25 protein-coding genes and 1 pseudogene are annotated in these 24,572 nt (G+C 70.4%); 21 read left to right on the forward strand and 5 right to left on the reverse strand.

Going from position 1 to position 24,572, the window contains the following annotated elements; all coding sequences use genetic code 11:
- Window positions 1-105 precede the first annotated feature (105 nt).
- The 7 genes from IF04_RS0125650 (at window position 106) to IF04_RS0125680 (ending at window position 6,145) form a co-directional block, all read left to right on the forward strand.
- Window positions 106-831 (forward strand): UbiX family flavin prenyltransferase, encoded by a 726-nt coding sequence (locus IF04_RS0125650; protein ID WP_030262516.1) that lies wholly within the window; start codon window positions 106-108, stop codon window positions 829-831.
- A gap of 106 nt (window positions 832-937) precedes the next feature.
- Entirely contained in the window at window positions 938-1,393 is a 456-nt protein-coding gene (locus tag IF04_RS0125655) for an Lrp/AsnC family transcriptional regulator (protein WP_030262519.1), read from the forward strand.
- A gap of 102 nt (window positions 1,394-1,495) precedes the next feature.
- Window positions 1,496-2,659 (forward strand): aminofutalosine synthase MqnE, encoded by a 1,164-nt coding sequence (gene mqnE / locus IF04_RS0125660; RefSeq protein ID WP_030262522.1) that lies wholly within the window; start codon window positions 1,496-1,498, stop codon window positions 2,657-2,659.
- A 47-nt stretch (window positions 2,660-2,706) separates the two neighbouring features.
- Window positions 2,707-3,231, forward strand: coding sequence for a GNAT family N-acetyltransferase (locus tag IF04_RS0125665; protein WP_030262526.1), 525 nt, complete (start codon window positions 2,707-2,709; stop codon window positions 3,229-3,231).
- 94 nt (window positions 3,232-3,325) lie between these two features.
- Entirely contained in the window at window positions 3,326-3,613 is a 288-nt protein-coding gene (locus IF04_RS0125670; protein WP_030262530.1) for a DUF4229 domain-containing protein, read from the forward strand.
- A 380-nt stretch (window positions 3,614-3,993) separates the two neighbouring features.
- Complete coding sequence (locus tag IF04_RS0125675) at window positions 3,994-5,346, forward strand: dicarboxylate/amino acid:cation symporter (RefSeq protein ID WP_030262533.1); 1,353 nt, start codon at window positions 3,994-3,996, stop codon at window positions 5,344-5,346.
- A gap of 148 nt (window positions 5,347-5,494) precedes the next feature.
- Window positions 5,495-6,145 (forward strand): TetR/AcrR family transcriptional regulator, encoded by a 651-nt coding sequence (locus IF04_RS0125680; RefSeq protein ID WP_030262535.1) that lies wholly within the window; start codon window positions 5,495-5,497, stop codon window positions 6,143-6,145.
- 69 nt (window positions 6,146-6,214) lie between these two features.
- Here IF04_RS0125680 and IF04_RS0125685 read toward each other — a convergent pair whose 3' ends face one another.
- Window positions 6,215-7,084, reverse strand: a complete 870-nt coding sequence (locus tag IF04_RS0125685; protein WP_030262537.1) for a MaoC family dehydratase — start codon at window positions 7,082-7,084, stop codon at window positions 6,215-6,217.
- Window positions 7,084-8,412 (reverse strand): 3-oxoacyl-ACP reductase, encoded by a 1,329-nt coding sequence (locus tag IF04_RS0125690; RefSeq protein ID WP_030262540.1) that lies wholly within the window; start codon window positions 8,410-8,412, stop codon window positions 7,084-7,086. Before IF04_RS0125690 ends, IF04_RS0125685 begins: the two co-directional genes overlap by 1 nt.
- A 71-nt stretch (window positions 8,413-8,483) precedes the next feature.
- Between IF04_RS0125690 and IF04_RS0125695 the strand changes: the two genes are divergently transcribed.
- Together IF04_RS0125695 and IF04_RS0125700 are read left to right on the forward strand one after the other, a co-directional pair.
- Entirely contained in the window at window positions 8,484-9,770 is a 1,287-nt protein-coding gene (locus IF04_RS0125695) for an acetyl-CoA C-acetyltransferase (RefSeq protein ID WP_030262543.1), read from the forward strand.
- Window positions 9,771-9,901: 131 nt separating this feature from the next.
- A complete protein-coding gene (locus IF04_RS0125700; protein ID WP_030262547.1) occupies window positions 9,902-11,812 on the forward strand; it encodes an AMP-dependent synthetase/ligase in 1,911 nt (636 codons plus the stop codon).
- A 243-nt stretch (window positions 11,813-12,055) separates the two neighbouring features.
- Here IF04_RS0125700 and IF04_RS0125705 read toward each other — a convergent pair whose 3' ends face one another.
- On the reverse strand, window positions 12,056-12,259 hold the full coding sequence (locus IF04_RS0125705; RefSeq protein ID WP_003984261.1) for a cold-shock protein: 204 nt from the start codon (window positions 12,257-12,259) through the stop codon (window positions 12,056-12,058).
- A gap of 325 nt (window positions 12,260-12,584) precedes the next feature.
- Between IF04_RS0125705 and IF04_RS0125710 the strand changes: the two genes are divergently transcribed.
- From IF04_RS0125710 to IF04_RS0125725, 4 genes are all read left to right on the forward strand, one after another.
- Window positions 12,585-13,472, forward strand: coding sequence for a menaquinone biosynthetic enzyme MqnA/MqnD family protein (locus IF04_RS0125710; protein ID WP_051831575.1), 888 nt, complete (start codon window positions 12,585-12,587; stop codon window positions 13,470-13,472).
- A 341-nt stretch (window positions 13,473-13,813) separates the two neighbouring features.
- The gene (gene mqnC / locus IF04_RS0125715) at window positions 13,814-15,013 is read left to right on the forward strand and encodes a cyclic dehypoxanthinyl futalosine synthase (protein WP_030262555.1); all 1,200 of its coding nucleotides are present in this window, start codon (window positions 13,814-13,816) and stop codon (window positions 15,011-15,013) included.
- A gap of 10 nt (window positions 15,014-15,023) precedes the next feature.
- On the forward strand, window positions 15,024-15,566 hold the full coding sequence (locus IF04_RS0125720) for an imidazolonepropionase-like domain-containing protein (RefSeq protein WP_030262558.1): 543 nt from the start codon (window positions 15,024-15,026) through the stop codon (window positions 15,564-15,566).
- A 36-nt stretch (window positions 15,567-15,602) separates the two neighbouring features.
- Window positions 15,603-16,301 (forward strand): demethylmenaquinone methyltransferase, encoded by a 699-nt coding sequence (locus IF04_RS0125725; protein ID WP_030262560.1) that lies wholly within the window; start codon window positions 15,603-15,605, stop codon window positions 16,299-16,301.
- Here IF04_RS0125725 and IF04_RS0125730 read toward each other — a convergent pair whose 3' ends face one another.
- The gene (locus IF04_RS0125730; RefSeq protein ID WP_030262562.1) at window positions 16,302-16,814 is read right to left on the reverse strand and encodes a GNAT family N-acetyltransferase; all 513 of its coding nucleotides are present in this window, start codon (window positions 16,812-16,814) and stop codon (window positions 16,302-16,304) included.
- A gap of 55 nt (window positions 16,815-16,869) precedes the next feature.
- On the opposite strand from IF04_RS0125730, the pseudogene IF04_RS0125735 reads away from it, so the two are divergent.
- From IF04_RS0125735 to IF04_RS0125750, 4 genes and pseudogenes are all read left to right on the forward strand, one after another.
- Window positions 16,870-18,222 (forward strand): annotated as a pseudogene (locus tag IF04_RS0125735) (geranylgeranyl reductase family protein); the annotation flags it as partial.
- A 252-nt stretch (window positions 18,223-18,474) separates the two neighbouring features.
- Window positions 18,475-18,642, forward strand: coding sequence for a hypothetical protein (locus IF04_RS0125740; protein WP_157847705.1), 168 nt, complete (start codon window positions 18,475-18,477; stop codon window positions 18,640-18,642).
- A gap of 48 nt (window positions 18,643-18,690) precedes the next feature.
- Window positions 18,691-19,470, forward strand: coding sequence for an IclR family transcriptional regulator (locus tag IF04_RS0125745; protein ID WP_030262571.1), 780 nt, complete (start codon window positions 18,691-18,693; stop codon window positions 19,468-19,470).
- 102 nt (window positions 19,471-19,572) lie between these two features.
- Window positions 19,573-19,899, forward strand: a complete 327-nt coding sequence (locus tag IF04_RS0125750) for a putative quinol monooxygenase (RefSeq protein WP_030262574.1) — start codon at window positions 19,573-19,575, stop codon at window positions 19,897-19,899.
- A 105-nt stretch (window positions 19,900-20,004) separates the two neighbouring features.
- Here the strand turns inward: IF04_RS0125750 and IF04_RS0125755 are convergent, their stop codons facing one another.
- Window positions 20,005-20,820, reverse strand: coding sequence for a C40 family peptidase (locus tag IF04_RS0125755; protein ID WP_030262576.1), 816 nt, complete (start codon window positions 20,818-20,820; stop codon window positions 20,005-20,007).
- A gap of 725 nt (window positions 20,821-21,545) precedes the next feature.
- Between IF04_RS0125755 and IF04_RS0125760 the strand changes: the two genes are divergently transcribed.
- From IF04_RS0125760 to IF04_RS0125775, 4 genes are read left to right on the forward strand one after another with little or no spacing between them, the layout of a single operon-like run.
- Window positions 21,546-21,905, forward strand: a complete 360-nt coding sequence (locus IF04_RS0125760; RefSeq protein ID WP_030262580.1) for an NADH-quinone oxidoreductase subunit A — start codon at window positions 21,546-21,548, stop codon at window positions 21,903-21,905.
- 10 nt (window positions 21,906-21,915) lie between these two features.
- Window positions 21,916-22,470 carry a NuoB/complex I 20 kDa subunit family protein gene (locus IF04_RS0125765; protein WP_030262584.1) on the forward strand — a complete coding sequence of 185 codons (555 nt, stop codon included), beginning with the start codon at window positions 21,916-21,918 and terminating at the stop codon, window positions 22,468-22,470.
- A complete protein-coding gene (locus IF04_RS0125770) occupies window positions 22,467-23,228 on the forward strand; it encodes an NADH-quinone oxidoreductase subunit C (RefSeq protein WP_030262588.1) in 762 nt (253 codons plus the stop codon). Before IF04_RS0125765 ends, IF04_RS0125770 begins: the two co-directional genes overlap by 4 nt.
- Complete coding sequence (locus IF04_RS0125775; RefSeq protein ID WP_030262593.1) at window positions 23,228-24,559, forward strand: NADH-quinone oxidoreductase subunit D; 1,332 nt, start codon at window positions 23,228-23,230, stop codon at window positions 24,557-24,559. The genes IF04_RS0125770 and IF04_RS0125775 overlap by 1 nt, the downstream gene beginning before the upstream one ends.
- The last annotated feature ends 13 nt before the right edge of the window (window positions 24,560-24,572 follow it).

Genomic DNA, 24,572 nt, shown 5'->3' on the forward strand with positions numbered 1-24,572 from the left:
TCCCCGTACCGGCATGTCCGCCGAGGTCCGCGCGATGGCCGCGCGCCCTCACAGGCAAGAACGGCTGTGACGGTGCTCCTGGTTCCGCCGGATAGGCTCGGTGCCGTGGAGCCGCCGCACAACGTCACCAGTCAGCACGCCGGCACCGGTCCCCGCAGACCGTGGGTGGTCGGGATCTCCGGCGCGTCCGGAACCCCGTACGCCGCGTCCGTGCTGCGCGGCCTGCTGGCCGCGGGCGAGGCCGTCGACCTGGTCGTGAGCCGGGCCTCGCGGCTGACGCTGCTGGACGAGACCGGGATCTCCTTCCGGGATGCGCACTGGCGCGCGGACCTGCGCGAATGGCTGGCGCGCGGCGCGGACGGCAAGCCGGACACCTTCCCGGTCACGGAGGCGGATCTCGCGGACGTACGGCACTGGCCGGCCGGTGACCTGGCCGCGGGCCCGTCCTCGGGCTCGTATCCGGCCAAGGGCATGCTGATCGTGCCGGCCAGCACGGCGTGCGTGGCCGGGGTGGCGCTGGGGCTCTCCAAGGACCTGCTGCAGCGGACGGCGAGCGTGACGCTGAAGGAGCGCCGGAAGCTGGTCGTCGCGGTGCGCGAGACGCCGCTGAACGGGCAGACCCTCAAGCACCTGGTCGCCCTGGACGAGGCGGGCGCCGTGGTGCTGCCGGCCTCGCCCGCGTTCTACGCGGGGGCGACGCACATCCAGGACCTGGTGGACTTCGTGGCGGGCCGGGCGCTGGACGCGGCGGGTGTGCCGCACGGCCTGTACCGGCGCTGGGCGGGCGAGCTCGGCGGCGGCGCAGCAGGCGACGCTGACAGAGGTCAGTGATCAATCTCTGTTTTTTACCTGGGATTGCGGGCTAAATTCGCCCTGCATGCCTTAGATTCTCTAATCAGTAGTGGCAATGCGGAAAGATTGAAAGGTCGGGGACGCAATGGACGCGGTGGACAGGCAGCTCATCCAGGCACTGCGCGAGAACGGCAGGGCCTCGTACGCGGAGCTCGGCCGGCTGGTGGGCCTGTCCGGCCCCAGCGTCACGGACCGCATCAACCGGCTGGAGTCGGCCGGCGTGATCACCGGCTACCGCGCGACCGTCGACGCCGCCTCGCTGGGCCTGGGCGTCACGGCCCTGGTCGGCATCTCGCTCTCGGACGCCACCGACCACGAGGAGCTCGCCCACCGGCTGCGCGACCTCACCGAGATCGAGGACTGCTGGTTCATCGCGGGCGACGACTCGTACATGCTCAAGGTCCGGGTGAATGACGTGGACGGCCTGGAGCGGACCATCCGCCGGCTCTCCGGCACCAAGGGTGTCTCCCGTACGCGCACCACGATCGTGCTCTCCACGAAGTGGGAGAACCGGGTCGGGGAGCTTCCCGAAGAGGGGTAGCGGCCGCGAAGCGGTTGCGTATGGGGGCACCTCCCGGCCGAAGGCTGGGGGAGTACGCTCGGTCGAGGTTGTATCGGTAGAAAACATGGGAGGCGGACCGGAATGGACGCTGGGCTCAAGCGCGAGCTGGAGGAGAAGGTCCACGCCGGTGAACGGCTGACCCGCGAGGACGGCATCGCCCTCTACGAGTCCGACGACCTGGCGTGGCTCGGCGGCCTCGCGCACGAGGTGCGCACCCGCAAGAACGGCGACGTCGTGCACTTCAACGTCAACCGTCACCTCAACATGACGAACGTGTGCACCGCGTCCTGCGCGTACTGCTCCTTCCAGCGCAAGCCGGGCGAGAAGGACGCGTACACGATGCGCATCGAGGAGGCCGTCCGCCTGGCCAAGGCCATGGAGAACGAGAACCTCACCGAGCTGCACATCGTCAACGGCCTGCACCCGAACCTGCCCTGGCGTTACTACCCGCGCTCCCTGAAGGCCCTCAAGGAAGCCCTGCCGAACGTCGGGCTGAAGGCCTTCACGGCGACGGAGATCCACCACTTCGAGTCCATCTCGGGCATGGACGCCTCGGACATCCTCGACGAGCTGATCGAGGCCGGCCTGGAGTCGCTGACCGGCGGCGGTGCGGAGATCTTCGACTGGGAGGTCCGGCAGCACATCGTCGACCACCGCACCCACTGGGAGGACTGGTCGCGCATCCACCGCCTGGCGCACCAGAAGGGCCTCAAGACCCCGAGCACCATGCTGTACGGGCACATCGAGGAGCCGCGCCACCGCGTGGACCACGTGCTGCGGCTGCGTGAGCTGCAGGACGAGACCGGCGGCTTCCAGGTCTTCATCCCGCTGCGGTACCAGCACGACTTCGTGGACATGCAGGACGGCAAGGTCCGCAACAAGCTGCAGGCCCGCACGACCATGGCCACCGGCGCCGAGGCCCTGAAGACCTTCGCGGTCTCCCGCCTCCTCTTCGACAACGTGCCGCATGTGAAGTGCTTCTGGGTCATGCACGGTCTGCAGACCACCCAGCTCGCCCTGCAGCACGGCGCCGACGACATGGACGGCTCGGTCGTCGAGTACAAGATCACGCACGACGCCGACAACTACGGCACGCCGAACAAGCTCACCCGCGAGGACCTGCTGGACCTCATCCGGGATGCCGGCTTCCGCCCGGTCGAGCGGAACACCCGGTACGAGATCATCCGTGAGTACCCGGGCCCGGACGCGAACCGCCGCGAGGAGCCGCAGCCGATGCGGGTGTGACGGAAAGCGCTTTTCGGTCACCGGAGTGACGAATTAGGGTCCAGGTCATGAGCGTGCGCTTCGACCTGGACCCTTCTGTCACCCCTGAACTGCGCGAGGGGATCTGCGCGTTGTGGGCGGACGTCTCGAACGCCGGCGGGGCCGTCGGGTTCGTGCCGCCCGTGACCGGCGAGGACATCCGTCCCGAGCTGATCAAGCACCTGGCCGCGCTGGCCGAGGGCCGGGCCCGCCTGGTCGTCGGCCGGGACGCGGACGGCACCCCGCTCGCGACCGCGTTCCTGTACGCGAACACGCACCGCCTCATGCGGCACTACCTGTGGGTCTACAGCGTGATGGTGCACCCCTCGCTGCAGGGGCAGGGGGTGGGCCGCGAGCTGATGGCGGCGGTCGAGGACGCCGCGCGGGCCACCGAAGGGATCCGCGCGATCCGGCTCACCTGCCGCGGCGGCACCGGAGCGGACCGCTTCTACGCCTCCTGCGGATACAAGGAGGTCGGCCGGGTCCCCGGCGCCATCAAGGTCGCCGACGACGACTACCGCGACGACGTCACCATGTGGCACGAGCTGCACTGAGGCGCCCGGGTACGGGGGCGGGAAAGATCACACAGACTGCTGTGCTTGACTGGATGCAGACCCTTTCGGTTGTCGTTGAGAAGAAGGTCCGACCGTGAGCAGCCAGAAGCACGCCGCACTCCTGTACACCGCTGCCCGTCTGGGCCTCTTCGTCGCCTGCTTCGCGGTCGTCTGGGTCCTCGCGTACTTCCGCGTCATTCCGCTGGGCATCGGCGACTCGAACCTCATCTGGCTGCTGCTGCTCGCCATCGTGATCTCCGCGCCGCTCAGCTTCGTGCTGCTGCGCAAGCAGCGGGACGCGATGTCCCAGCAGATCGTGGCCAAGGTGGACCGCCAGAAGGAGCGGCTCGCCGCCAACCGGAGCCAGGAGGACGGCGTCTGAGACCGCCCGGCCGCCGGCCCTCCGGCGTGTAAGACGCCTCACACACCGCCAGCGCCCGCCCGTGGAGTTTCCGCTCCACCGGCGGGCGTTGGCGTTTCCCGTCCTGTGCGGGGGTGGGGGATGCCAAAGATTTTCTTTGAGTACCCCAAAGTTCAAGTGTTAACGTATCGGACATGAAGACAGCAGCAGCGCACTTGTTCCCCATGAGCCTCACGCTCGTGGCGCGCCTGCACGTCGATCTTTGCCGCTGTGAGTCCGCGGCCTGTTGTCGCCGCTGACGTCCTCGCGACGTCCCCCGCAGCGGCCGGAGATCCCGCAAACGGACCTCCTGGCGCTCCACGCCTCGTCCCGAAAGCCTGCACGCACCCGGAGTGTGCCCGTTGTCCACGTCTTCCGAGACCACCTCTCCCAAGACCTCCCGCATACCGAGAGTCCCCTTCTGGGCGCAGATCCTGCTGGGTCTCGTCCTCGGTGTGCTCCTCGGCTGGATCGCCAAGAGCGGCGACATCGGCTGGCTGGTCACCACCCTCGGCAAGATCGGTGAGCTCTTCGTCCAGCTGCTGAAGCTGGCCGTGGCCCCGCTGGTCTTCTTCGCCATCGTGGTGTCGATCACCAACCTGCGGCAGGTCAACAACGCCGCCCGGCTCGCCACCCGCACCCTGCTGTGGTTCATGGTCACCTCGCTGATCGCCGTCGCGATCGGCCTGGCGATCGGCCTGGTCACCAACCCCGGCTCCGGCACGGGCCTCACGCCCGCCGACGGCTCCAAGCCCGACCACGCCGGTACCTGGATCGACTTCCTGACCGGGATCATCCCGACCGACATCATCACGCCCTTCACCGAGCTGCAGGTCCTGCAGATCGTCTTCATGGCGGCCGTCGTCGGCATCGCGGCGCTCCAGCTCGGCGAGAAGGCCGAGCCGGTCCTCAAGCTCAGCCGCTCGGCGCTCGAACTGCTGCAGAAGGCCCTGTGGTGGGTCATCCGGCTGGCCCCGCTGGGAACCGTCGGCCTCATCGGCAACGCGATCGCCACGTACGGCTGGAACCTCATCGGCAAGTACGCGACCTTCACCGTCGACATCTACGTCGGCTGCGCGCTGGTGATGTTCGGCGTGTACCCGCTGCTGCTGGCGACCGTCGCCAAGGTCAGCCCGCTGCAGTTCTTCAAGGGCGCCTGGCCCGCCATCCAGCTGGCCTTCGTCTCGCGCTCCTCGGTCGGCACCATGCCGGTCACCCAGAAGGTCACCGAGCGCCTCGGCGTCCCGAAGGAGTACGCGTCCTTCGCGGTGCCCTTCGGCTCGACGACCAAGATGGACGGCTGCGCCTCGATCTACCCGGCGCTCGCCGCGATCTTCATCGCGCAGATCTTCGACGTCCCGCTGCACGTCGGTGACTACATCCTGATCGCCTTCGTCTCGGTCATCGGCTCGGCCGCCACCGCCGGCCTCACCGGCGCCACGGTCATGCTGACCCTGACCCTCTCCACGCTGGGCCTCCCGCTGGCCGGTGTCGGTCTCCTCATGGCCATCGACCCGATCCTGGACATGATGCGGACCGCCACCAACGTGGCCGGCCAGGCCGTCATCCCGATCCTGGTCTCCGCCAAGGAGAAGATCCTGGACCGCGAGGCGTACGCCAACGCCACCAGCATCAGCCTGGACGGCGACCCCGAGGCGGCGACCGCCGCGGCGGAAGCCGACCAGAAGGTCACGGTCCCGGCCACCGCGGCCTGATCAGTCCCCGCACCTCCGCACCGCGCCCCGAAGCCGACCGGCTCCGGGGCGCGGTGCGTCGTATCTGGCCTGAAGGACAGGGCCGCTCCTCGGCGAGCGGTCCGTAAACTTACTTGGCGGTAAGCGGCGGGGTGGAAGGACGTTCGGTGTGGGTGGCGTGAAGAGCAAGCGGATGCCGCGGGCGGTGCGCGAGCAGCAGATGATGGACGCGGCCGTGCTGACGTTCGCGCGGCGGGGGTACCGGGCCGCCTCGATGGACGAGATCGCCGAGGTCGCCGGGGTGTCCAAGCCGCTGGTCTACCTCTATCTGAACTCCAAGGAAGAGCTGTTCACCGCGGTCATCCAGCGGGAGGCGGCGGCGCTGGTCGCGGCCGTGCGGAGCGCCGTGGAAGAGGGCGCGGCGGCAGACCGGCAGCTGTGGAGCGGGCTGAAGGGCTTCTTCGCGCACACCGCCGAGCACCCCGAGGGGTGGGCGGTGCTGCACCAGCAGGCGCGTACGCATGGTGAGCCGTTCGCCCTGGAGGTCGCCGCGATGCGCGCGGAGATCGTCGAGTTCGTGACCGGCCTGATCGGGGCCGCGGCGCGGGAGGCGGGCTGCGACGAGAACCTGGCGGAGCGCGAGGTCTCGGGGCTGGCCCATGCGCTCGTCGGGGCCGCCGAGTCGCTCGCCGAGTGGGCCAACGCCCGCCCGGAGGACGCCCGCCCCTCCGCCAAGGAGACCGCGGCGACACTGATGAACTTCGCCTGGACCGGCCTCGGCCCCCTGATGGGCGGCGAGCGGTGGGCGCCCGGCGGGTGACCTCGCGCGGGGCGGCCGCGGCGGCACGGCGGGGTCCGGGCCGTGCCGCCGCGACGACCCGCGCGGGGGTCATCCGGGTATTCGGAGGTTCCCCTCCAGATGGATGCGCTCTTTCCGGCCGGATTCGCCGGTCAGCCGGAAGGCGTGGTCGTCGGAGGTGTGGCCGTCGGAGCGGTACGTGACGGTGGCCGGGAGCAGGACCGGGGCGCGGAAGCGGGCGGTGAGGCGCAGCGCCGGGGCGTCGGCCGGTACGGCCTCGGCGGCGCACCGCGCGACGGTCCACATGCCGTGGGCGAGGGCGCGCGGGAAGCCGAGCGCGCGGGCGGTCAGCGGGTGGAGATGGATGGGGTTGTAGTCGCCGGAGACGGCGGCGTGCCGACGGCCGAGGTCGGCGGCCAGTTTCCACTCGTCACGGACCGGGAGCTCGGGGGCGGCGGTGTCGGCCGACGGAGGAGCGCCCTCCGTTCGGTGCCGGGCCAGATACGTGCTGCGGTCCTCCCACACCAGTTCGCCGCCCCGTCGCGCCTCCGTGACCAGGACCGTCTCGGTGCCGCGCCGGTGCGGGCGCAGCTCCTGTGCGTACACCGTGAGGTCCAGCGGCCGGTCCGCGTACAGCGGCGCGTGCTGGACGATCTCGATCGTGGTGTGCACGAGGCCGAGCATCGGCAGTGGGAAGCTCCGGGCGCTCATCAGCCGCGCGGCCAGCGGGAAGCCGAGGATGTGCGGGTAGGTGACCGGCAGTACCGGGCCGGGCGCGCCGAAGCCGCAGACCTCGGCGTACGCGGCGGTCCGCGCCGGGTCGGCCCGTACGCCGGGCAGCGTGAGCCGTACGGCGGGCAGTGGCGCGTCCGCCCGCGGCCGCTTGCCCACCCCGGTCACTGCCCCCTTGGCCAGCGCGGGCATCAGCCGCGGCGCGCGCGGAAGAGTCAGCTCCGTCATCACGCCCCCAGCAGGCTCTGCCCGCAGACCCGGACGACCTGGCCGTTGACGCCGCCGGAGGCCGGGCTCGCGAGCCAGGCGATGGTCTCGGCGACGTCCACGGGGAGGCCGCCCTGGCCGAGCGAGTTCATCCGGCGGCCCGCCTCCCGGATGAAGAGCGGTACGGCGGCGGTCATCTTCGTCTCGATGAAGCCGGGCGCCACGGCGTTGACCGTCACGCCGTGCTCCTCCGCGGCCCGCGGCGCCAGCGAGCGGACCAGGCCGATGATCCCGGCCTTGCTCGCCGCGTAGTTGGTCTGCCCGGTGTTGCCCGCGATCCCGGCGATGGACGCGGTGGCGACGATCCGGCCCGTACCGCGCCGCAGCGTGCCGGCGGCCAGCAGATGGTCGGTGGTCCGCAGGACGGAGGCGAGGTTGACGTCCAGTACGGAGTCCCAGCGGTCGGCCGCCATGTTGGCCAGCCGCCGGTCCCGGGTGATCCCCGCGTTGTGGACGAGGACGTCCAGCCCGTCGGGGAGCGCGGCGGCGATCCGCTCGCCCGCGTCCGGCGCGGTGATGTCCAGTGTGAGGGCCTGCCCGCCCAGCCGCTCGGCGACCGCCCGCACGTCCGCCTCGGCCTGCGGCACGTCCAGGCAGACGAGGCGCGCGCCGTACCGGGCCAGCGTCTCCGCGACCGCCGCGCCGATGCCCCGCGCGGCCCCGGTGACCAGCGCCGTACGCCCGTCCAGCGGCCGGTCCCAGTCCCCGGGGACGGTCGCGTCCTCGGCCGCTTCGATGCCGATGACCTGCCCGCTCACGTATGCGGACCGGGGCGAGAGCAGGAAGCGCAGGGTGGACTCCGCGGCCCCGGCGGACGCCGGTGCCAGCCGCAGCAGGTGGGCGGTGCGGCCGCGGCCGATCTCCTTGCCGAGCGAGCGCACGAACCCTTCGAGGGCCTGCTGCGCGGCGGCCTGGTGATGGTCCGTCGGATCGGGTGCCGAGCCGAGTACGACCACCCGGGCGTCGTCCGTCAGCGACCGCAGCACCGGGTGCAGCCCGTCGTACACCTCGCGCAGCGCGGCCACGTCGCCCGCGCCCGTGGCGTCCACGACGACCGCCGCGTACCGCGCCCCGGCCTGCCGCGAGGTGTGCACCGGCAGCCCGGCGCGGGCCAGCACCGCCGCGGGCTCGACCGTGGTCTTACCGGCCGTCAGATGCAGCAGCGGCCCGTCCAGTACCGGCCGCTCCGCGCTCCACCGGTGCAGCGGCGCCGGCTGCGGCAGCCCCAGCCGCCGGGTCACGAAGCGGCCCGGGCCGGATTGCGTGAAACGAAGGTAGCGATCGGGCATTGGCCGGCTCCTGGATCTCGCGTAAATTTACTTCTGAGTAAGGTTACTCAAGGGTCAGGAGCTGGTCGAGGATGAGTACGCAGCAGAGCGCCGCAGGCATCCGGCGGGTCGCGGTGATCGGCGGCAGCCGCATCCCCTTCGCCCGCTCGGACGGCCCGTACGCGACCGCTTCCAACCAGGAGCTGCTGACCGCCGCGCTGGACGGCCTGGTGGCACGGTTCGGCCTGGAGGGCGAGCGGATCGGCGAGTTCGTCGCGGGCGCGGTGCTCAAGCACAGCCGCGACTTCAACCTCGCCCGCGAGACGGTGCTCGGCGCGGGGCTGGACCCGCGCACCCCCGCGTACGACATCCAGCAGGCGTGCGGCACCGGCCTGCAGGCCGTCATCGCCGCCGCCAACAAGATCGCCCTCGGCCAGACGGACAGCGCGATCGCCGGCGGCTCCGACACCGCCAGCGACGCCCCGCTCGGCGTCAACGAGGAGCTGCGGAAGATCCTGCTGGCCACCCGCCGCGCGAAGTCGGCGGGCGCCCGCCTCAAGCAGCTCTCCCGTATACGCCCGCGCCACCTCGTCCCCGAGATCCCCCGCAACGCCGAGCCGCGCACCGGACTCTCGATGGGCGAGCACGCGGCCCGTACGGCCAGGAAGTGGGGCATCCAGCGCGCCGACCAGGACGCCCTGGCCGCGACGAGTCACCAGCGGCTCGCCGCCGCCTACGACCGCGGCTTCCTCAAGGACCTGGTCGTCCCCTTCCGCGGCCTGGACCGCGATCAGAACCTGCGGCCGGACTCGACGGTGGAGAAACTGGCCCGGCTCAAGCCGGTCTTCGGCGTCCGGGACGGCGACGCCACGATGACGGCGGGCAACTCCACGCCGCTGACGGACGGCGCGGCGACCGTGCTGCTGGCGAGCGAGGAGTGGGCGAGCGCGCGCGGCCTTACGCCACTGGCCTACCTCACCGCGTACGAAACGGCCGCCGTGGACCACGTGGACGGGGACGACGGGCTGCTGATGGCGCCCGCGTACGCCGTGCCGCGGATGCTGGAGCGGGCCGGGCTCGGCATCGAGGACTTCGACCTGGTCGAGATCCACGAGGCGTTCGCCTCCCAGGTGCTCGCCACCCTCGCCGCGTGGGAGAAGCAGGGGCTGGCGCCCGTCGACCGCGACCGGCTCAATGTCGCCGGGTCCTCGCTCGCCACCGGCCACCCCTTCGCCGCGACCGGCGCCCGCATCGTCGCCACCCTCGCCGAACTCCTGGCCGAACGGGAACCGGCCACCGACGGCACACCCGTACGCGGCCTGATCTCGATCTGCGCCGCGGGCGGTCTGGGCGTGACGGCGATCCTCGAACGCGCGTAAGACGCGTGCAATAACCCGCGTCAGGGCCCTTGCCAGGGCAGCCGGGCAGCCCGTACCACTCGGTAACCAGCAGCAGCGTCGTCCCCAGCAGCAGCCGAAGCCGTACCGCAGCAGCACCGAAGGAGCCGCTCGTGTCCAGCCAGGAAGCCGCACCACCCGCCACGCCCGTACTGGTCCCGCCGCACAAGACCGTCGAGGACGGGGTCGTCCGCGAGGTCTCCGTCCCGCCGCTCGCCCCGGCCGTCCCCACCGGCTCCCTCGGCGACATCCCCTTCGACAACGCCGCCGCGGCCCCCACCGACGCAGTCCTCGCCCGCAAGCAGCACGACGGCACCTGGCGCGACGTGACCGCTGCCGAATTCGCCGACCAGGTACTCGCCCTCGCCAAGGGGCTGATCGCACACGGCCTGAACCCCGGCGACCGGCTCGCCATCATGGCCGGCACCAGCTACGAGTGGACCCTGATCGACTTCGCGTCCTGGGCGGCGGGGCTGGTCACCGTCCCCCTCTACCCGACCTCCTCGGCCCACCAGACCCAGTCGATCCTGGCGGACTCCGGCGCCCGGGCCTGCGTGGTGGAGCACGTCGAGCAGACCCGCATGATCAGCGGTGTCCGCGGCAGCCTCCCGGACCTCACCCACCTCTGGCAGCTCGACGCCGGCGCCGTCGCCCAGATCAATTCGGCGGGCCGCGATCTGCTCCCGTACGAGGTGACCAAGCGGCGCGCCGGACGCGGCCCCGCCGACACCGCCACCCTGATCTACACCTCCGGCACCACCGGACGCCCCAAGGGCTGCGTCCTCACCCACGGCAACTTCTTCGCCGAGGTCGACAACTCCATAGAGCTGCTGCACCCCGTCTTCAAATCGGTCAGCAAGGACCCCGCCTCGACCCTGCTCTTCCTGCCCCTCTCGCACGTCTTCGGCCGGATGGTCGCGGTCGGCTGTCTGCGCGCCCGGGTGAAGCTGGGCCACGCGACGAGCATCCAGACCGAGGACCTGCTCGCCGATCTGGCCGGCTTCCGCCCGACGTTCCTGCTGGCCATCCCGTACGTACTGGAGAAGGTCCACAACACCGGCCGGGCCACCGCCGAGAAGATGGGCCGGGCCGCCTCCTTCGACCGCGCGGCGCGGATCGCCCGCCGTTACGGCGAGGCGGTCGAGGCCGCGGAGCACGGCACCGGTCCGGGTCCGGGACTCGGCCTGCGCGCGGCCCGCGGCGTGTACGACCCGCTCGTCTACCGCCGCATCCGCGCGGCGCTCGGCGGCCGGGTCCGCTACGCGATCTGCGGCGGCTCCCCGCTCGGCCGGCGGCTGGCCGCGTTCTACGAGGGCGCCGGCATCCAGGTCTTCGAGGGGTACGGCCTGACGGAGACCACCGCGGCCGCCACCGTCACCCCGCCCCTCAAGCCGCGCCTGGGCACCGTCGGCTGGCCGCTGCCCGGCAGCGCGGTCCGGATCGCGGAGGACGGGGAGGTGCTGCTCCGCGGTGGCCAGGTCTTCAGCGGGTACTGGGACGCGGCGAGCGGGACCGCCGTCCCGGCCGTGGACGAGGAGGCGTGGTTCGCCACCGGTGACCTCGGCGCGCTGGACGCCGACGGCTACCTCACCATCACCGGCCGCAAGAAGGAGATCATCGTGACCGCCAGCGGCAAGAACGTGGCGCCCGCGCCGCTGGAGGACCGGCTGCGCGCGCATCCGCTGGTCGGCCAGTGCCTGGTGATCGGCGACAACCGCCCGTACATCACCGCGCTGCTCACCCTGGAGCCGGACGGGCTCGCGCACTGGCGGCAGATGCAGAAGAAGCAGGACGTGCCGCTCGCGGAGCTGGTGCACGACGAGCGGCTCCGCGCCGACCTGCAGCGCGCCGTCGACGACGCGAACCGGCTCGTCTCGCGCGCCGAGTCCATCCGCCGCTTCGCCGTGCTGCCCGCCGACTTCACCGAGGAGGCCGGCCACCTGACGCCTTCGTTGAAACTGAAGCGAGTGGCCATTGCACGGGACTATGCGAAAGACATCGACGCGTTGTACGAAAGTAGTTGAGCGCGGAACCGACCCCCGCCCGTCGTACGTCGAACCGGGCGCGTCAGACTGGAGTCCCGTGTCGCCTCTGTGGGGGAGGCGGCGCGGGGCTTCACCTTTTCTGCCCCTTTTGCCGGATGTTCGTCGGATGTTTGTCGAATGGCCGTCCGTAAAAAGGCAGGAGCCCCGCTTCGCCACCGAAGTGGCGGAGCAGGGCTCCTTGGGTACTGCTACTAACGGCCGCGACCGGCCGGCCCGGGCAACTTAGACCGGGGTGACGTTCTCCGCCTGCGGGCCCTTCGGACCCTGCGTGACGTCGAAGTTCACCTGCTGGTTCTCCTCAAGGGAGCGGAAGCCAGAGGCGTTGATCGCGGAGTAGTGGACGAAGACATCGGGGCCGCCGCCGTCCTGGGCGATGAAGCCGAAGCCCTTCTCGGCGTTGAACCACTTGACGGTTCCGGTAGCCATAAGCCCTCCTTGGGCCAAAGGGTTGCCCTGCTCCAGAACCTGCAAAGAAGTCTGAAAACTACAAATGCCTGCGGGTCACATGATCCGCAGGCTCTGTACTGCAAGGGAAACCAAACTGCAACTTGCGCTGAGCCTAGCACGGTGCGCTCAGAAGGCGGAAGAGCCAAAGATCACGTTTATCTTCGTGCCGGGGTTCCGGGCCGGTTCTCGCCAGGGGTTCCCGCCCGCATCTCGCCCGGTTCTCGCCGTGGTTCCCTGTGGTTCTCGGCGCCGCGCGGAGGCCCCCGCTGCCTCGCGGTGCGCCCCGCGGGTCTAGCCTCCACATGTGGACAATTCAACCGTAGGAGACGCACCCGCACCGACCTCCGGCCACCGCCGGACCCGGCCGCGGGTGGGCCACATCCAGTTTCTGAACTGCCTGCCCCTCTACTGGGGCCTGGCCCGTACGGGCACCCTGCTCGACCTGGAGCTCACCAAGGACACCCCCGACCAGCTCAACGAGAAGCTGGTCAGCGGCGAGCTGGACATGGGACCGATCACCCTCGTCGAGTTCCTCAAGCACGCCGATGAGCTGGTCGCCTTCCCCGACATCGCGGTCGGCTGCGACGGCCCGGTGATGTCCTGCGTGATCGTCTCGCAGAAGCCGCTGGACAAGCTGGACGGCGCCCGGGTCGCGCTCGGGTCGACCTCCCGCACCTCTGTACGGCTCGCGCAGCTGCTGCTCGCCGAGAAGGTCGGCGTCACGCCCGACTACTACACCTGCCCGCCCGACCTGGGCGTGATGATGCAGGAGGCGGACGCCGCGGTCCTCATCGGGGACGCCGCGCTGCGCGCCAACCTGCACGAGGCGCCCCGTCTCGGCCTTGAGGTGCACGATCTCGGTCAGATGTGGAAGGACTGGACCGGCCTGCCCTTCGTCTTCGCCGTGTGGGCGGCCCGGCGCGACTACCTGGAGCGCGAGCCGGTCGTCGTACAGAAGGTGCACGAGGCGTTCCTGGCCTCCCGCGACCTGTCCCTGGAGGAGGTCGGCAAGGTCGCCGAGCAGGCGGCGCGCTGGGAGCACTTCGACGAGGACGTGCTCGCCAAGTACTTCACCACGCTGGATTTCCGCTTCGGCCCCGACCAGCTCCGCGGCGTCACGGAATTCGCCCGCCGCACGGGCCCGACGACGGGCTTCCCGGCGGACGTACGGGTGGATCTGCTGGGCGCCTGACCCGGGGGGCCGGCCGCTCGTACGAGGCGCCGGCCCCTTACCTATTCCTTGCCCTGTACATCTTTCTGTGCTCCGCGCCTTTGGATTCCATCCCGGAATTCTTGGTGAATATTGAACGAACGAAGGGGCGGATTCCGGCACCGTGCACGATTTCCGGCCGCTGCCGGGCCGGGGGAATTCCTTCCGCTGCTTTTCGCGGCAAGAAGGAAGCAAGGCGCCGGCCGCTTCCGGCAGCCGTCTCCCACCCCCACCGGTGGCAGGTGGCAGGGCCCCAAAAGCCCTGGCGTACGCTGGATCGGTCGTGACGCATGCCCGCCCAAGAACCTCGAAAGGGACGCCCGGTGACCGAGAACGCCGACCTTCAGTCCGTACTCGACCGCGCCGCGGAGGGCGGGCGGATCACCCCCGAGGAAGCCGTCGAGCTGTACCGCTCCGCGCCGCTGCACGCCCTCGGCAAGGCCGCTGACGCCGTGCGCCGCCGCCGCTACGCCGGTACGGAGCACATCGCGACGTACATCATCGAGCGGAACATCAACTACACCAACGTGTGCGTGACGGCGTGCAAGTTCTGCGCGTTCTACGCCGCGCCCAAGGACACCGCCAAGGGCTGGTCCCGCGACCTGGACGACATCCTGCGCCGCTGCGCGGAGACCGTCGAGCTGGGCGGCACGCAGATCATGTTCCAGGGCGGGCACCACCCGGACTACGGCGTGGAGTACTACGAGGAGCACTTCGCCGCCATCAAGAAGGAGTTCCCGGAGCTGGTCATCCACTCCCTCGGCGCGTCCGAGGTCGAGCACATGGCCCGCATCTCTGGTGTCTCCGTCGAGGAGGCCATCCGCCGCATCCACGCCGCGGGCCTCGACTCCTTCGCGGGCGCCGGTGCCGAACTCCTCCCCGAGCGCCCCCGCAAGGCGATCGCCCCGCTCAAGGAGTCCGGTGAGCGCTGGCTGGAGATCATGGAGATCGCGCACAACCTGGGCGTGGAGTCCACCTCCACGATGCTGATGGGTACCGGCGAGACCAACGCCGAGCGCATCGAGCACCTGCGCATGATCCGCGACGTGCAGGACCGTACGGGCGGCTTCCGCGCCTTCATCCCGTACACCTACCAGCCCGAGAACAACCACCTGAAGGGCCGGACGCAGGCCACGCTCTTCGAGTACCTGCGGATGATCGCGATCGCCCGCATCTTCCTGGACAACGTCGCCCACATCCAGGGCTCCTGGCTGACGACCGGCAAGGAGATCGGCCAGCTCTCCCTCCACTACGGCGCGGACGACCTCGGCTCGATCATGCTGGAGGAGAACGTCGTCTCCTCGGCCGGTGCCAAGCACCGCTCCAACCGCCAGGAGATCATCGACCTGATCCGCAAGGCGGGCCGCGTGCCCGCCCAGCGCGCGACGACGTACGAGCACCTCGTCGTCCACGACGACCCGGCGAACGACCCGGTCGACGACCGCGTCGCCTCGCACATCTCCTCCACGGCCATCGAGGGCGGCACGGCCCACCCCGAGCTGAAGCTCGTCGAGACGAACTGAGCCGCGGGCCGTGCTGACGATTCACCGCGTCCGGGCGGTCGAGGGCTCCTCGACCCCCGGCGCGGAAGCGGACGCGGTGGTCGTCGACGGCGCGCGCATCGCGGCCATCGGCCCGTACGAGGAGCTGTACGCGGCGTACGGCGACCGGGCGCGGGTCCGTGAGTGGCCCGACGCGGTGCTGATACCGGGCCGCCACGAGCCCGACGGCGCGTCGCTGTTGGAATCGGCGTACCACCCGGACCCCCGCGAGGCCGACTCGCTGGGCACCGAGCCGCTGACCGGGGCCGCGCTCGCCGCCCTGGACATGTCCGAAACCCGCTGGGGAGCCAGCGCCCGCCGCGGCCTGCAACGCCTCCTCGCCACGGGTGTGACGTCCCTGAGCGGCCCCTTCGCCCGCCCGTCGGTCCGCACGGCGGTGAGCCGGTCGGGCCTCCGCGCACAGCCCGTGCCCCTCGCCCCGGGCGCCCCGGCCGACTTCGCGGTCTTCGCGGAGGACGGCACCTGCCTCGTGACGGTCCTCGGCGGCCGGCTGGTGTACCGGCGCCGGGGGTGAGCCCGGGCGGCGCGGGCCGTGGTGAACAATGGGCTCGTGACCCGAGCATCCCTGGACAAGCAGCCGCACGAAGTCGCTTCGATGTTCGACGACGTGGCGGAACGGTACGACCTCACCAATGACGTGCTGTCCCTGGGGCAGGCGCGGTTGTGGCGCAAGGCCGTGGACAAGGCGGTGGGGGCGCGGCCCGCCGAGCGAGTGCTCGATCTCGCGGCCGGTACGGGGACCTCGTCCGTGCCCTTCGCGCGGACCGGTGCGTACGTCGTGCCGTGCGACTTCTCCACCGGAATGCTGCGGGAGGGGAAGAAGCGGCAGCCGTGGCTGCCGTTCACCGCGGGCGACGCGACGAAGCTGCCCTTCGCGGACGGCGTGTTCGACGCCGTCACGATCTCCTTCGGGCTGCGGAACGTGCAGGACACCGACGCCGCGCTGGCCGAGCTGTACCGCGTGACCAAGCCCGGCGGCCGGGTCGTCATCTGCGAGTTCAGCCAGCCGACATGGGCGCCCTTCCGGACCGTCTACACCGAGTACCTGATGCGCGCGCTGCCGCCCGTCGCGACCGCCGTCAGCTCCAACCCCGACGCGTACGTCTACCTCGCCGACTCCATCCGCGCCTGGCCCGACCAGCCCGCGCTCGCGGCGCTGCTCCAGAAGGCGGGCTGGCAGAAGGTCGCCTGGCGCAACCTCACGGGCGGGATCGTGGCGCTGCACCGGGGGACGAAGCCGGCCGTCTGATCACAGGTCCAGCCGGTGGCACAGGCCCGTCACCTTCGACACGGGTGAGATGAAGGTCTCCGCCTGCCGCATCCCGAGCCGCCGGGTGACCGCGATCGAGCGCGCGTTCTCGGCCTGCACCATGGCCACGACATGCCGTACGCCCGCGGCCCGTACGTCCTCCAGGGCGCGCCGGGCCACGGTCGTGGCGTAGCCCTTGCCCCAGTACTTCCGGCCCAGCCGCCAGCCGATCTCGATCTCGCCGACCGGGCCCCACTCCGTGCGCGGCCACGGCTGCGCGCCCGCGAAGCCGATCACCGCGCCGTCCGTCGGGTCGGTGATGGTGTAGAAGCAGTAGCCGCGTTCGGCGTGGTGGCGGCGCTGACGAGCGGTCAGCTCCTCGTAGGCCGACAGCTCGGCGGACGCGCCGCCGTGGAATTCCATCACCTCCGGGTCGTCGAAGACCCGGTGCCAGTTCCATGCGTCCTCCTCGGTGGGGACGCGCAGCTCGACGGGGGGAAGCGGCTTCTGCATGGACCAACCCTTCGGAATCCGATCAGGTACGCCTGCATAGACTGCACGGGTCCAGTGCCGGTCGGCACCCAGATATCGAGTTCCGGGAGACAACGCCGTGACCGACGTGACCGATGCCGCCACCGCGACCCAGGCCCGCTCCGAGCACACCGCCGATGTGATCGTCGTGGGGGCCGGCCCGGCCGGCTCGACCACCGCGTACTACCTCGCCAAGGCCGGTCTGGACGTCCTCCTGCTGGAGAAGACGGCCTTCCCGCGCGAGAAGGTCTGCGGCGACGGCCTCACCCCGCGCGCCACCAAGCAGCTCGTGTCGATGGGCATCGACATCTCCGAGGAGGCCGGCTGGCTGCGCAACAAGGGCCTGCGCATCATCGGCGGCGGCGTCCGCCTCCAGCTCGACTGGCCGGACCTCGCCTCGTACCCGGACTACGGCCTGGTCCGCAAGCGGGACGACTTCGACGAGCAGCTCGCCCGGCAGGCGCAGAAGGCCGGCGCCCGGCTGTACGAGCGCTGCAACGTCAGCGGCCCGATCGTCAACGAGCTGACCGGGCGCATCGAGGGCGTCACCGCCAAGCTCGGCGAGGAGAAGACGCCGGTCACCTTCCACGCCCCGCTCGTGGTCGCCGCCGACGGCAACTCCACGCGCCTCTCCCTGGCGATGGGCCTGCACCGCCGCGAGGACCGCCCGATGGGCGTCGCGGTCCGTACGTACTTCACCTCGCCCCGCCACGACGACGACTACCTGGAGTCCTGGCTGGAGCTGTGGGACCGCAGCGGCCCGCAGGACCGGCTGCTGCCCGGCTACGGCTGGATCTTCGGCATGGGCGACGGCACGTCGAACGTCGGCCTCGGCGTCCTGAACACCTCCAGCAGCTTCAAGGAGCTGGACTGGCGCGAGATCCTCAAGGCGTGGTGCGCCTCCATGCCGGAGGACTGGGGCTACACCCCGGAGAACATGACGATGCCGATCCGCGGCGCGGCGCTCCCCATGGCCTTCAACCGCCAGCCGCACTACACCAAGGGCCTCCTTCTGGTCGGTGACGCGGGCGGCCTGGTGAACCCGTTCAACGGCGAGGGCATCGCGTACGCCATGGAGTCCGGCCAGATCGCCGCGGACGTCATCGTGCAGGCGCACGCGCGCGCCACGTACGCCCAGCGCGAGCTGGCCCTGCAGCGGTACCCGAAGATCCTCAAGGACACCTACGGCGGCTACTACTCGATGGGCCGCGCGTTCGTGAAGCTCATCGGCAACCCGAAGATCATGAAGCTGGCCACGCAGCGCGGTCTCACCCACCCGATGCTGATGAAGTTCACCCTGAAGATGCTGGCCAACCTCACCGACCCGACCGGCGGCGACGCGATGGACCGCATCATCAACGGTCTGAGCAAGGTCGCGCCCAAGGCGTGATCCCCGCGCGCATGGCCTGAGAGCCTTTCTGACGTGCCGCCACCGGCCCTGCCGGTGGCGGCATCGTGCTTTCGCGCGGCTCCGGGCTGTCCTGGGGCCGGTCTTGACACGCGAAGTTGGCGGATTGTGCCTACTGCCGTACAGGCGTGCGGGCCGCCAGGCTGGGGAGGAGCACACACAGCGCCGAGTGGAACACGGAGCGTGAACCATGAGGATGGCGAGGGCACGGCGCCGGTTGCGAGGGGGGACGCCATGAGCGACGGAAGGAAGGGGGGTGAACGGGATGAACGGGACGAGGGGGCCGAGCGTCCCGAGTCGGCGGAGCGGGCGGACGAGGTACAGGGGGAGGACGACCGCCGGGCGGAGCTGAGGGCGAAGGTCCGGGAGGCCAACCGGCAGAGCACGCTCTGGCCGCGGTGAGGGATCCTGGAAGGGCAGCAGCTGCCGACCGAGACGCCCGGAGGGACCATGTCCGCCGCACCCGCCAACGGACCTCACTCCGCGGGCGCGTCCCATGCCGGGGGCGGACCGCTCTCCGTCGACCGGGCGCTGGACGTGCTCGACGCGGTGGCCGGGGCGGCGGGTCCGGTGCCGGCCAAGGCGCTGGCCCGGCGGCTGGGCTGTTCACTGTCCACGGTCTACAACCTGCTGGGACCGCTGACCGCGCGCGGGCATCTCATGCGTTCGGGCGGCGGATACGTCCTGGGGCCCCAGGTGCCCGCGCTGTACCGGGCTTTCCAGCGGCAGACCGGTATCGAGGAGGACGCGCGCGAGCTGCTGCGGCACGTACGGCGGGCCACCGGGACGCACGCGTACCTCAGTGCGGTGGGGCAGGGGCGGATCGCGGTCGTCGACAGCACGCTGCCGGTGTCGGCGGCCGGCGGGCCGTTCGCGGTGGGGCCCGACCACGGCGCGCACGCCACCGCGCACGGCAAGGTGCTGCTCGCCGCGCTGAACCGGCCCGCGCGCCGCCGCTACCTCGACGCGCACGGCCTGCCCCGGCTGACGGACCGTACGATCACCTCGCCCGAGCGCTTCGAGGCGGAGCTGGTGCGGGTGCGCCGGGAGGGGCTCGCCGTATCGGTCGGTGAGACCGACCCGGCCCACACCTGTCTCGCCGTCCGCCTCCCGGGCGAGGGCCCCGACGGCTCCGTCCGCGCGCTGTCGGTGTCCCTGCCGACCGCCGACTACCCGGCGCGCCGGGGCGAGCTGGCGTCCGTACTGACCAGGGCGGCGGCCGGGGCCTGAGTCCGGTACCGCACGGGTTCTCCGGCACCGGTTTTTCCGGCATCGGTGGAATGGCGGCCCCGCCGGCTCGCGGCGCGGCCGCCCGCGGCGCACAGTGGTCGCATGATTTTCATCGCTGTGAAGTTCACCGTCCGGCCCGAGAAGAGCGACCAGTGGCTGTCGCTGACCGAGCCCTTCACGCTCGCCACCCGCGCCGAGCCGGGCAACATCTTCTTCGAGTGGTCCCGGAGCGTGGACGACCCGAACCAGTTCGTGCTGCTGGAGGCCTTCGCGGGCCAGGAGGCGGGCGTGGCGCACGTGCAGTCCGACCACTTCAAGGAGGCCATCGAGCTGATGTCCGGCCTCGTCGCGAGCACCCCGGAAATCATCAACGTCGAGACCGAGGGCACCGGCTGGGGCGAGATGGCCGAGGTCAAGCCGCGCCAGTAGTGCACACCTGAACGGGCGAAAGCCTCGAAGTACGGCGAAAGGGCCGTCGTCCCGAGCGGGGGGACGACGGCCCTTCGTGGTGCCTGTGGCCTCGGGAGGGGGTCCTCAGCGGACGCGCACGGCGCCCGTCGGCTGGTCGTAGCTCATGTCGCGCTGCACCACGCCGGTGCTGGAGTTCTGCGCGCCGATGAACTGGCCGTCGCCGATGTAGACGCCGACGTGGTACGCGCTGCCCGCGCTGCCCCAGTAGAGGATGTCGCCCACCTGGAGGTTGTCCAGGCCCACCTGGGTGCCGGCGGTGGACTGGTCCTGGGAGACACGCGGCAGGTCGATGCCGATCTGCCGGAACGCGGCCTGGGTGAGGCCGGAGCAGTCGTACGCGGACGGGCCGGTCGCGCCGCTCACGTACGCCTTGCCGACCTGGGCCTTGAGGAAGTCCACCAGAGTGGCGGTGGAGCCGGAGAGGGATCCGGTGTCGACCGAGGCGGAGGCGGAGAGGAGGGGGCCACGGTCCGCGGAGCGCGAAGCGCGGGCCTGCTCGGCCTCCTTGGCCTTGCGGGCCGCGGCGGCCCGCTTCTCCGCCTCGGCCTTGCGCTTGGCCTCGACGGCCTTGTCCTTGGCCTTCTGCGCGGCCTTCTCGGCCTTGGAGAAGACCGTGTCCTGCGCTGCCTGCAGCTCGTACTGGTCCGCCACCTGCTGGGTGGTGTCCGCGGTCTTCGCCACGGACGTCGCGAGCTCGGCGCTGATGGTCGGCAGCTCCTGCGTTTCGGAGGCCGGCTTCTCACCGGTGGCGTTCGCGGGGACGGCGGTACCGGTCACCGCCAGCGTGAGGATGCCACCGGTGAACCCTGCGCGCACGGCTCGCGAAGTCGCGGAGCGGCGGGGCTTCCGGTGGCTGGGTATGAGTGCGTTCGGGGACATGGCACCACGGCTATCAGGAGCCCCAGGTTGCTGCCAACAAAGGTGGTGTGCACCACTTTTGACGCGTACACGGTGAACAAACCGGACCAATCGGCCAGCGGCGTGTCGGCCGAGGGGGTGTCCGAATTTCGTGATCATGTTCCTGCGCACGGCATTTACCGCTCGATGCGCCCCAGCACGGCACTTACCACCTTCGCAACCGACACGCCAAGGCTGCCCCACCGTCAAGGTTTTAGAAGTGTGAAACGCGTGGGATAGCTCACTCCTGAGTGACCGTTATGTCCTCGTGATGCGCGCTCGTGAAGCGATGCACGTACCGGCGATCACGACGGGGTCACGACTAGGTCACGCGGACGGGTGGGCGCGCGCTAGCAGTTGACCGTGTCCAACGCCAATTTGCTTGCGGAGCGTAGCTCTTGATAGAGGGGGCATCCTTTTGACCAGCGGCAACCGCTGCTTTGATCACTTCAAGTGATCACTCGGGCGCTTCCGGTGCGAAGATCGCCGCCGATCTGACTTCATGATCCTTCGTCAGGTGGTGGAGATCACAAAGGCGTTGTCGCACCCCGTGTCGCAGATCACAGACTCACGGGCATAGGATGCAGGCGGCCAGGGCTTGTGAACTGCCTCACATAGCCGTGATCTCTGTCGAGATCCGTCGAGGAGTGAACGGGCCCGGGGCCGGACCGCCAACCAGTCATCGTCGACTGAAGGGAGCGAGGACGGTGAACGCCTATGCGCCCATCCTCGTACTGGGAGCCCTCGGGGCAGGCTTTGCGATCTTCTCTGTCGTCATGGCCACGCTCGTCGGACCCAGGCGCTACAACCGGGCCAAGCTCGAGGCGTACGAGTGCGGGATCGAGCCGACCCCACAGCCTTCAGGCGGCGGTCGCTTTCCGATCAAGTACTACCTGACGGCGATGCTCTTCATCGTCTTCGACATCGAGATCGTCTTCCTCTACCCCTGGGCCGTCACCTTCGACGCCCTGGGGCTGTTCGGGCTCGTCGAGATGCTGCTCTTCGCGCTCACCGTCTTCGTCGCCTACGCCTACGTCTGGCGCCGCGGCGGCCTGGAATGGGACTAGGGGTCACCCAATGGGACTTGAAGAGAAGCTGCCCAGCGGCTTTCTGCTGAGCACCGTCGAACAGGCCGCGGGCTGGGTGCGCAAGTCATCGGTCTTCCCGGCGACGTTCGGGCTCGCGTGCTGCGCCATCGAGATGATGACCACCGGCGCCGGCCGCTACGACCTGGCGCGCTTCGGCATGGAGGTCTTCCGCGGCTCGCCCCGGCAGGCCGACCTGATGATCGTGGCCGGCCGGGTCAGCCAGAAGATGGCACCCGTCCTGCGCCAGGTCTACGACCAGATGCCGAACCCGAAATGGGTCATCTCCATGGGTGTCTGCGCCTCCACGGGCGGAATGTTCAACAACTACGCGATCGTGCAGGGCGTGGACCACATCGTCCCGGTCGACATCTATCTCCCGGGATGCCCGCCCCGCCCCGAAATGCTGATGGACGCCATCCTCAAGCTCCACGAGAAGATCCAGGGCTCCAAGCTCGGGGTCAACGCCGAGGAGGCGGCCCGCGAGGCGGAGGAGGCGGCGCTCAAGGCACTCCCGACGATCGAGCTGAAGGGGCTGCTGCGGTGAGCGACCCGGACAAGAGCACGCACGGTACGGGGGCCAACGGGGTCAACCCGGACAAGGACCTCAACGCCCAGAACCTCCCCGGGCAGCGCGGCGACCAGGGCGAGGTCATCGGCGTCCGCCGCGGCATGTTCGGCGCCAACAACGGCGGCGACACCTCGGGGTACGGCGGTCTCGTACGGACCGTACGGCTGCCCGGCGCCACCTCCCGGCCGTACGGGGGCTGGTTCGACGAGGTCGCGGACGAGCTCGAGGGCGCGCTGGAGGAGCAGGGCCTCGTCCCCGAGAACGTCATCGAGAAGACGGTCGTCGACCGCGGCGAGCTGACCTTCCACATCGAGCGGGAGTACCTCCCGGTGGTCGCGAAGACGCTCCGCGACGACCCGGCCCTCCGCTTCGAACTGTGCACCGGCGTCAGCGCCGTGCACTTCCCCGGCGACAAGGGCCGCGAGCTGCACGCCGTCTACCACCTGCGGTCGATCACCCACACCCGGCTGATCCGGCTGGAGGTCTCCGCGCCCGACGGCGACCCGCACATCCCCTCGGTCGTCAGCGTCTATCCGACCAACGACTGGCACGAGCGCGAGGTCTACGACTTCTTCGGCCTGATCTTCGACGGCCACCCGGCGCTCACCCGGATCATGATGCCGGACGACTGGCAGGGCTTCCCGCAGCGCAAGGACTACCCGCTCGGCGGCATCCCCGTCGAGTACAAGGGCGCCCAGATCCCGGCTCCCGACCAGCGGAGGTCGTACAGCTGATGTCCACTTCGTCCACTTCCCACGCGACTCCCCGCGAGACCACGGAAGGCACCGTCTACACGGTGACCGGTGGCGACTGGGACGAGGTCGTCGAGGCCGCTGCCAAGACCGACGACGAGCGCATCGTCGTCAACATGGGCCCGCAGCACCCCTCCACGCACGGCGTGCTCCGGCTCATCCTGGAGATCGACGGCGAGACCGTCACCGAGGCCCGCTGCGGCATCGGCTACCTCCACACCGGTATCGAGAAGAACCTCGAATACCGGACCTGGACCCAGGGCACGACCTTCGTCACGCGGATGGACTACCTGACGCCGTTCTTCAACGAGACGGCGTACTGCCTGGCCGTGGAGAAGCTGCTCGGCATCCAGGACGACATCCCGGACCGGGCCACGATCATCCGCGTGCTGCTGATGGAGCTGAACCGGCTCTCCTCCCACCTGGTGTGCATCGCCACCGGCGGCATGGAGCTCGGCGCCACCACGATCATGATCTACGGCTTCCGCGACCGCGAACTGGTCCTGGACATCTACGAGCTGATCACCGGCCTGCGCATGAACCACGCGTTCGTCCGGCCCGGCGGGCTCGCCCAGGACCTGCCGCCCGGCGCCGTCGACCAGGTACGCGCCTTCGTGAAGAAGATGCGCAAGAACCTCACCGAGTACGACAAGCTCGCCACCGGCAACCCGGTCTTCAAGGGCCGTATGCAGGGCATCGGCTACTTGGACCTGGCCGGCTGTCTGGCCACCGGCGCCACCGGGCCGGTCCTGCGCTCCGCCGGACTCCCGCACGATCTGCGCAAGTCGGACCCCTACTGCGGCTACGAGACCTACGACTTCGAGGTCCCGACCACCGACACCTGCGACGCCTACGGCCGCTTCCTGCTCCGCCTGGAGGAGATGCGGCAGTCCCTGCGGATCGTCGAGCAGTGCCTGGACCGGCTGGAGCCGGGCCCGGTCATGGTCGGAGACAAGAAGATCGCCTGGCCCGCGCAGCTCGCGCTCGGCCCGGACGGCCTCGGCAACTCCCTGGACCACATCAAGAAGATCATGGGCACCTCCATGGAGGCCCTGATCCACCACTTCAAGCTGGTGACGGAGGGCTTCCGGGTCCCACCCGGCCAGGCGTACGTGGCCGTCGAGTCCCCCAAGGGCGAACTGGGCGTGCACGCGGTCAGCGACGGCGGCACCCGCCCCTACCGCGTCCACTTCCGCGACCCCTCCTTCACCAATCTGCAGGCCATGGCGGCCATGTGCGAAGGCGGCCAGGTCGCCGACGTCATCGTCGCCGTCGCGTCCATCGACCCCGTGATGGGAGGCGTCGACCGGTGACAGCCACACCCGC

The sequence above is a fragment of the Streptomyces violens genome, from assembly GCF_000717745.1.
GTDB classification, from domain to species: domain Bacteria; phylum Actinomycetota; class Actinomycetes; order Streptomycetales; family Streptomycetaceae; genus Streptomyces; species Streptomyces violens.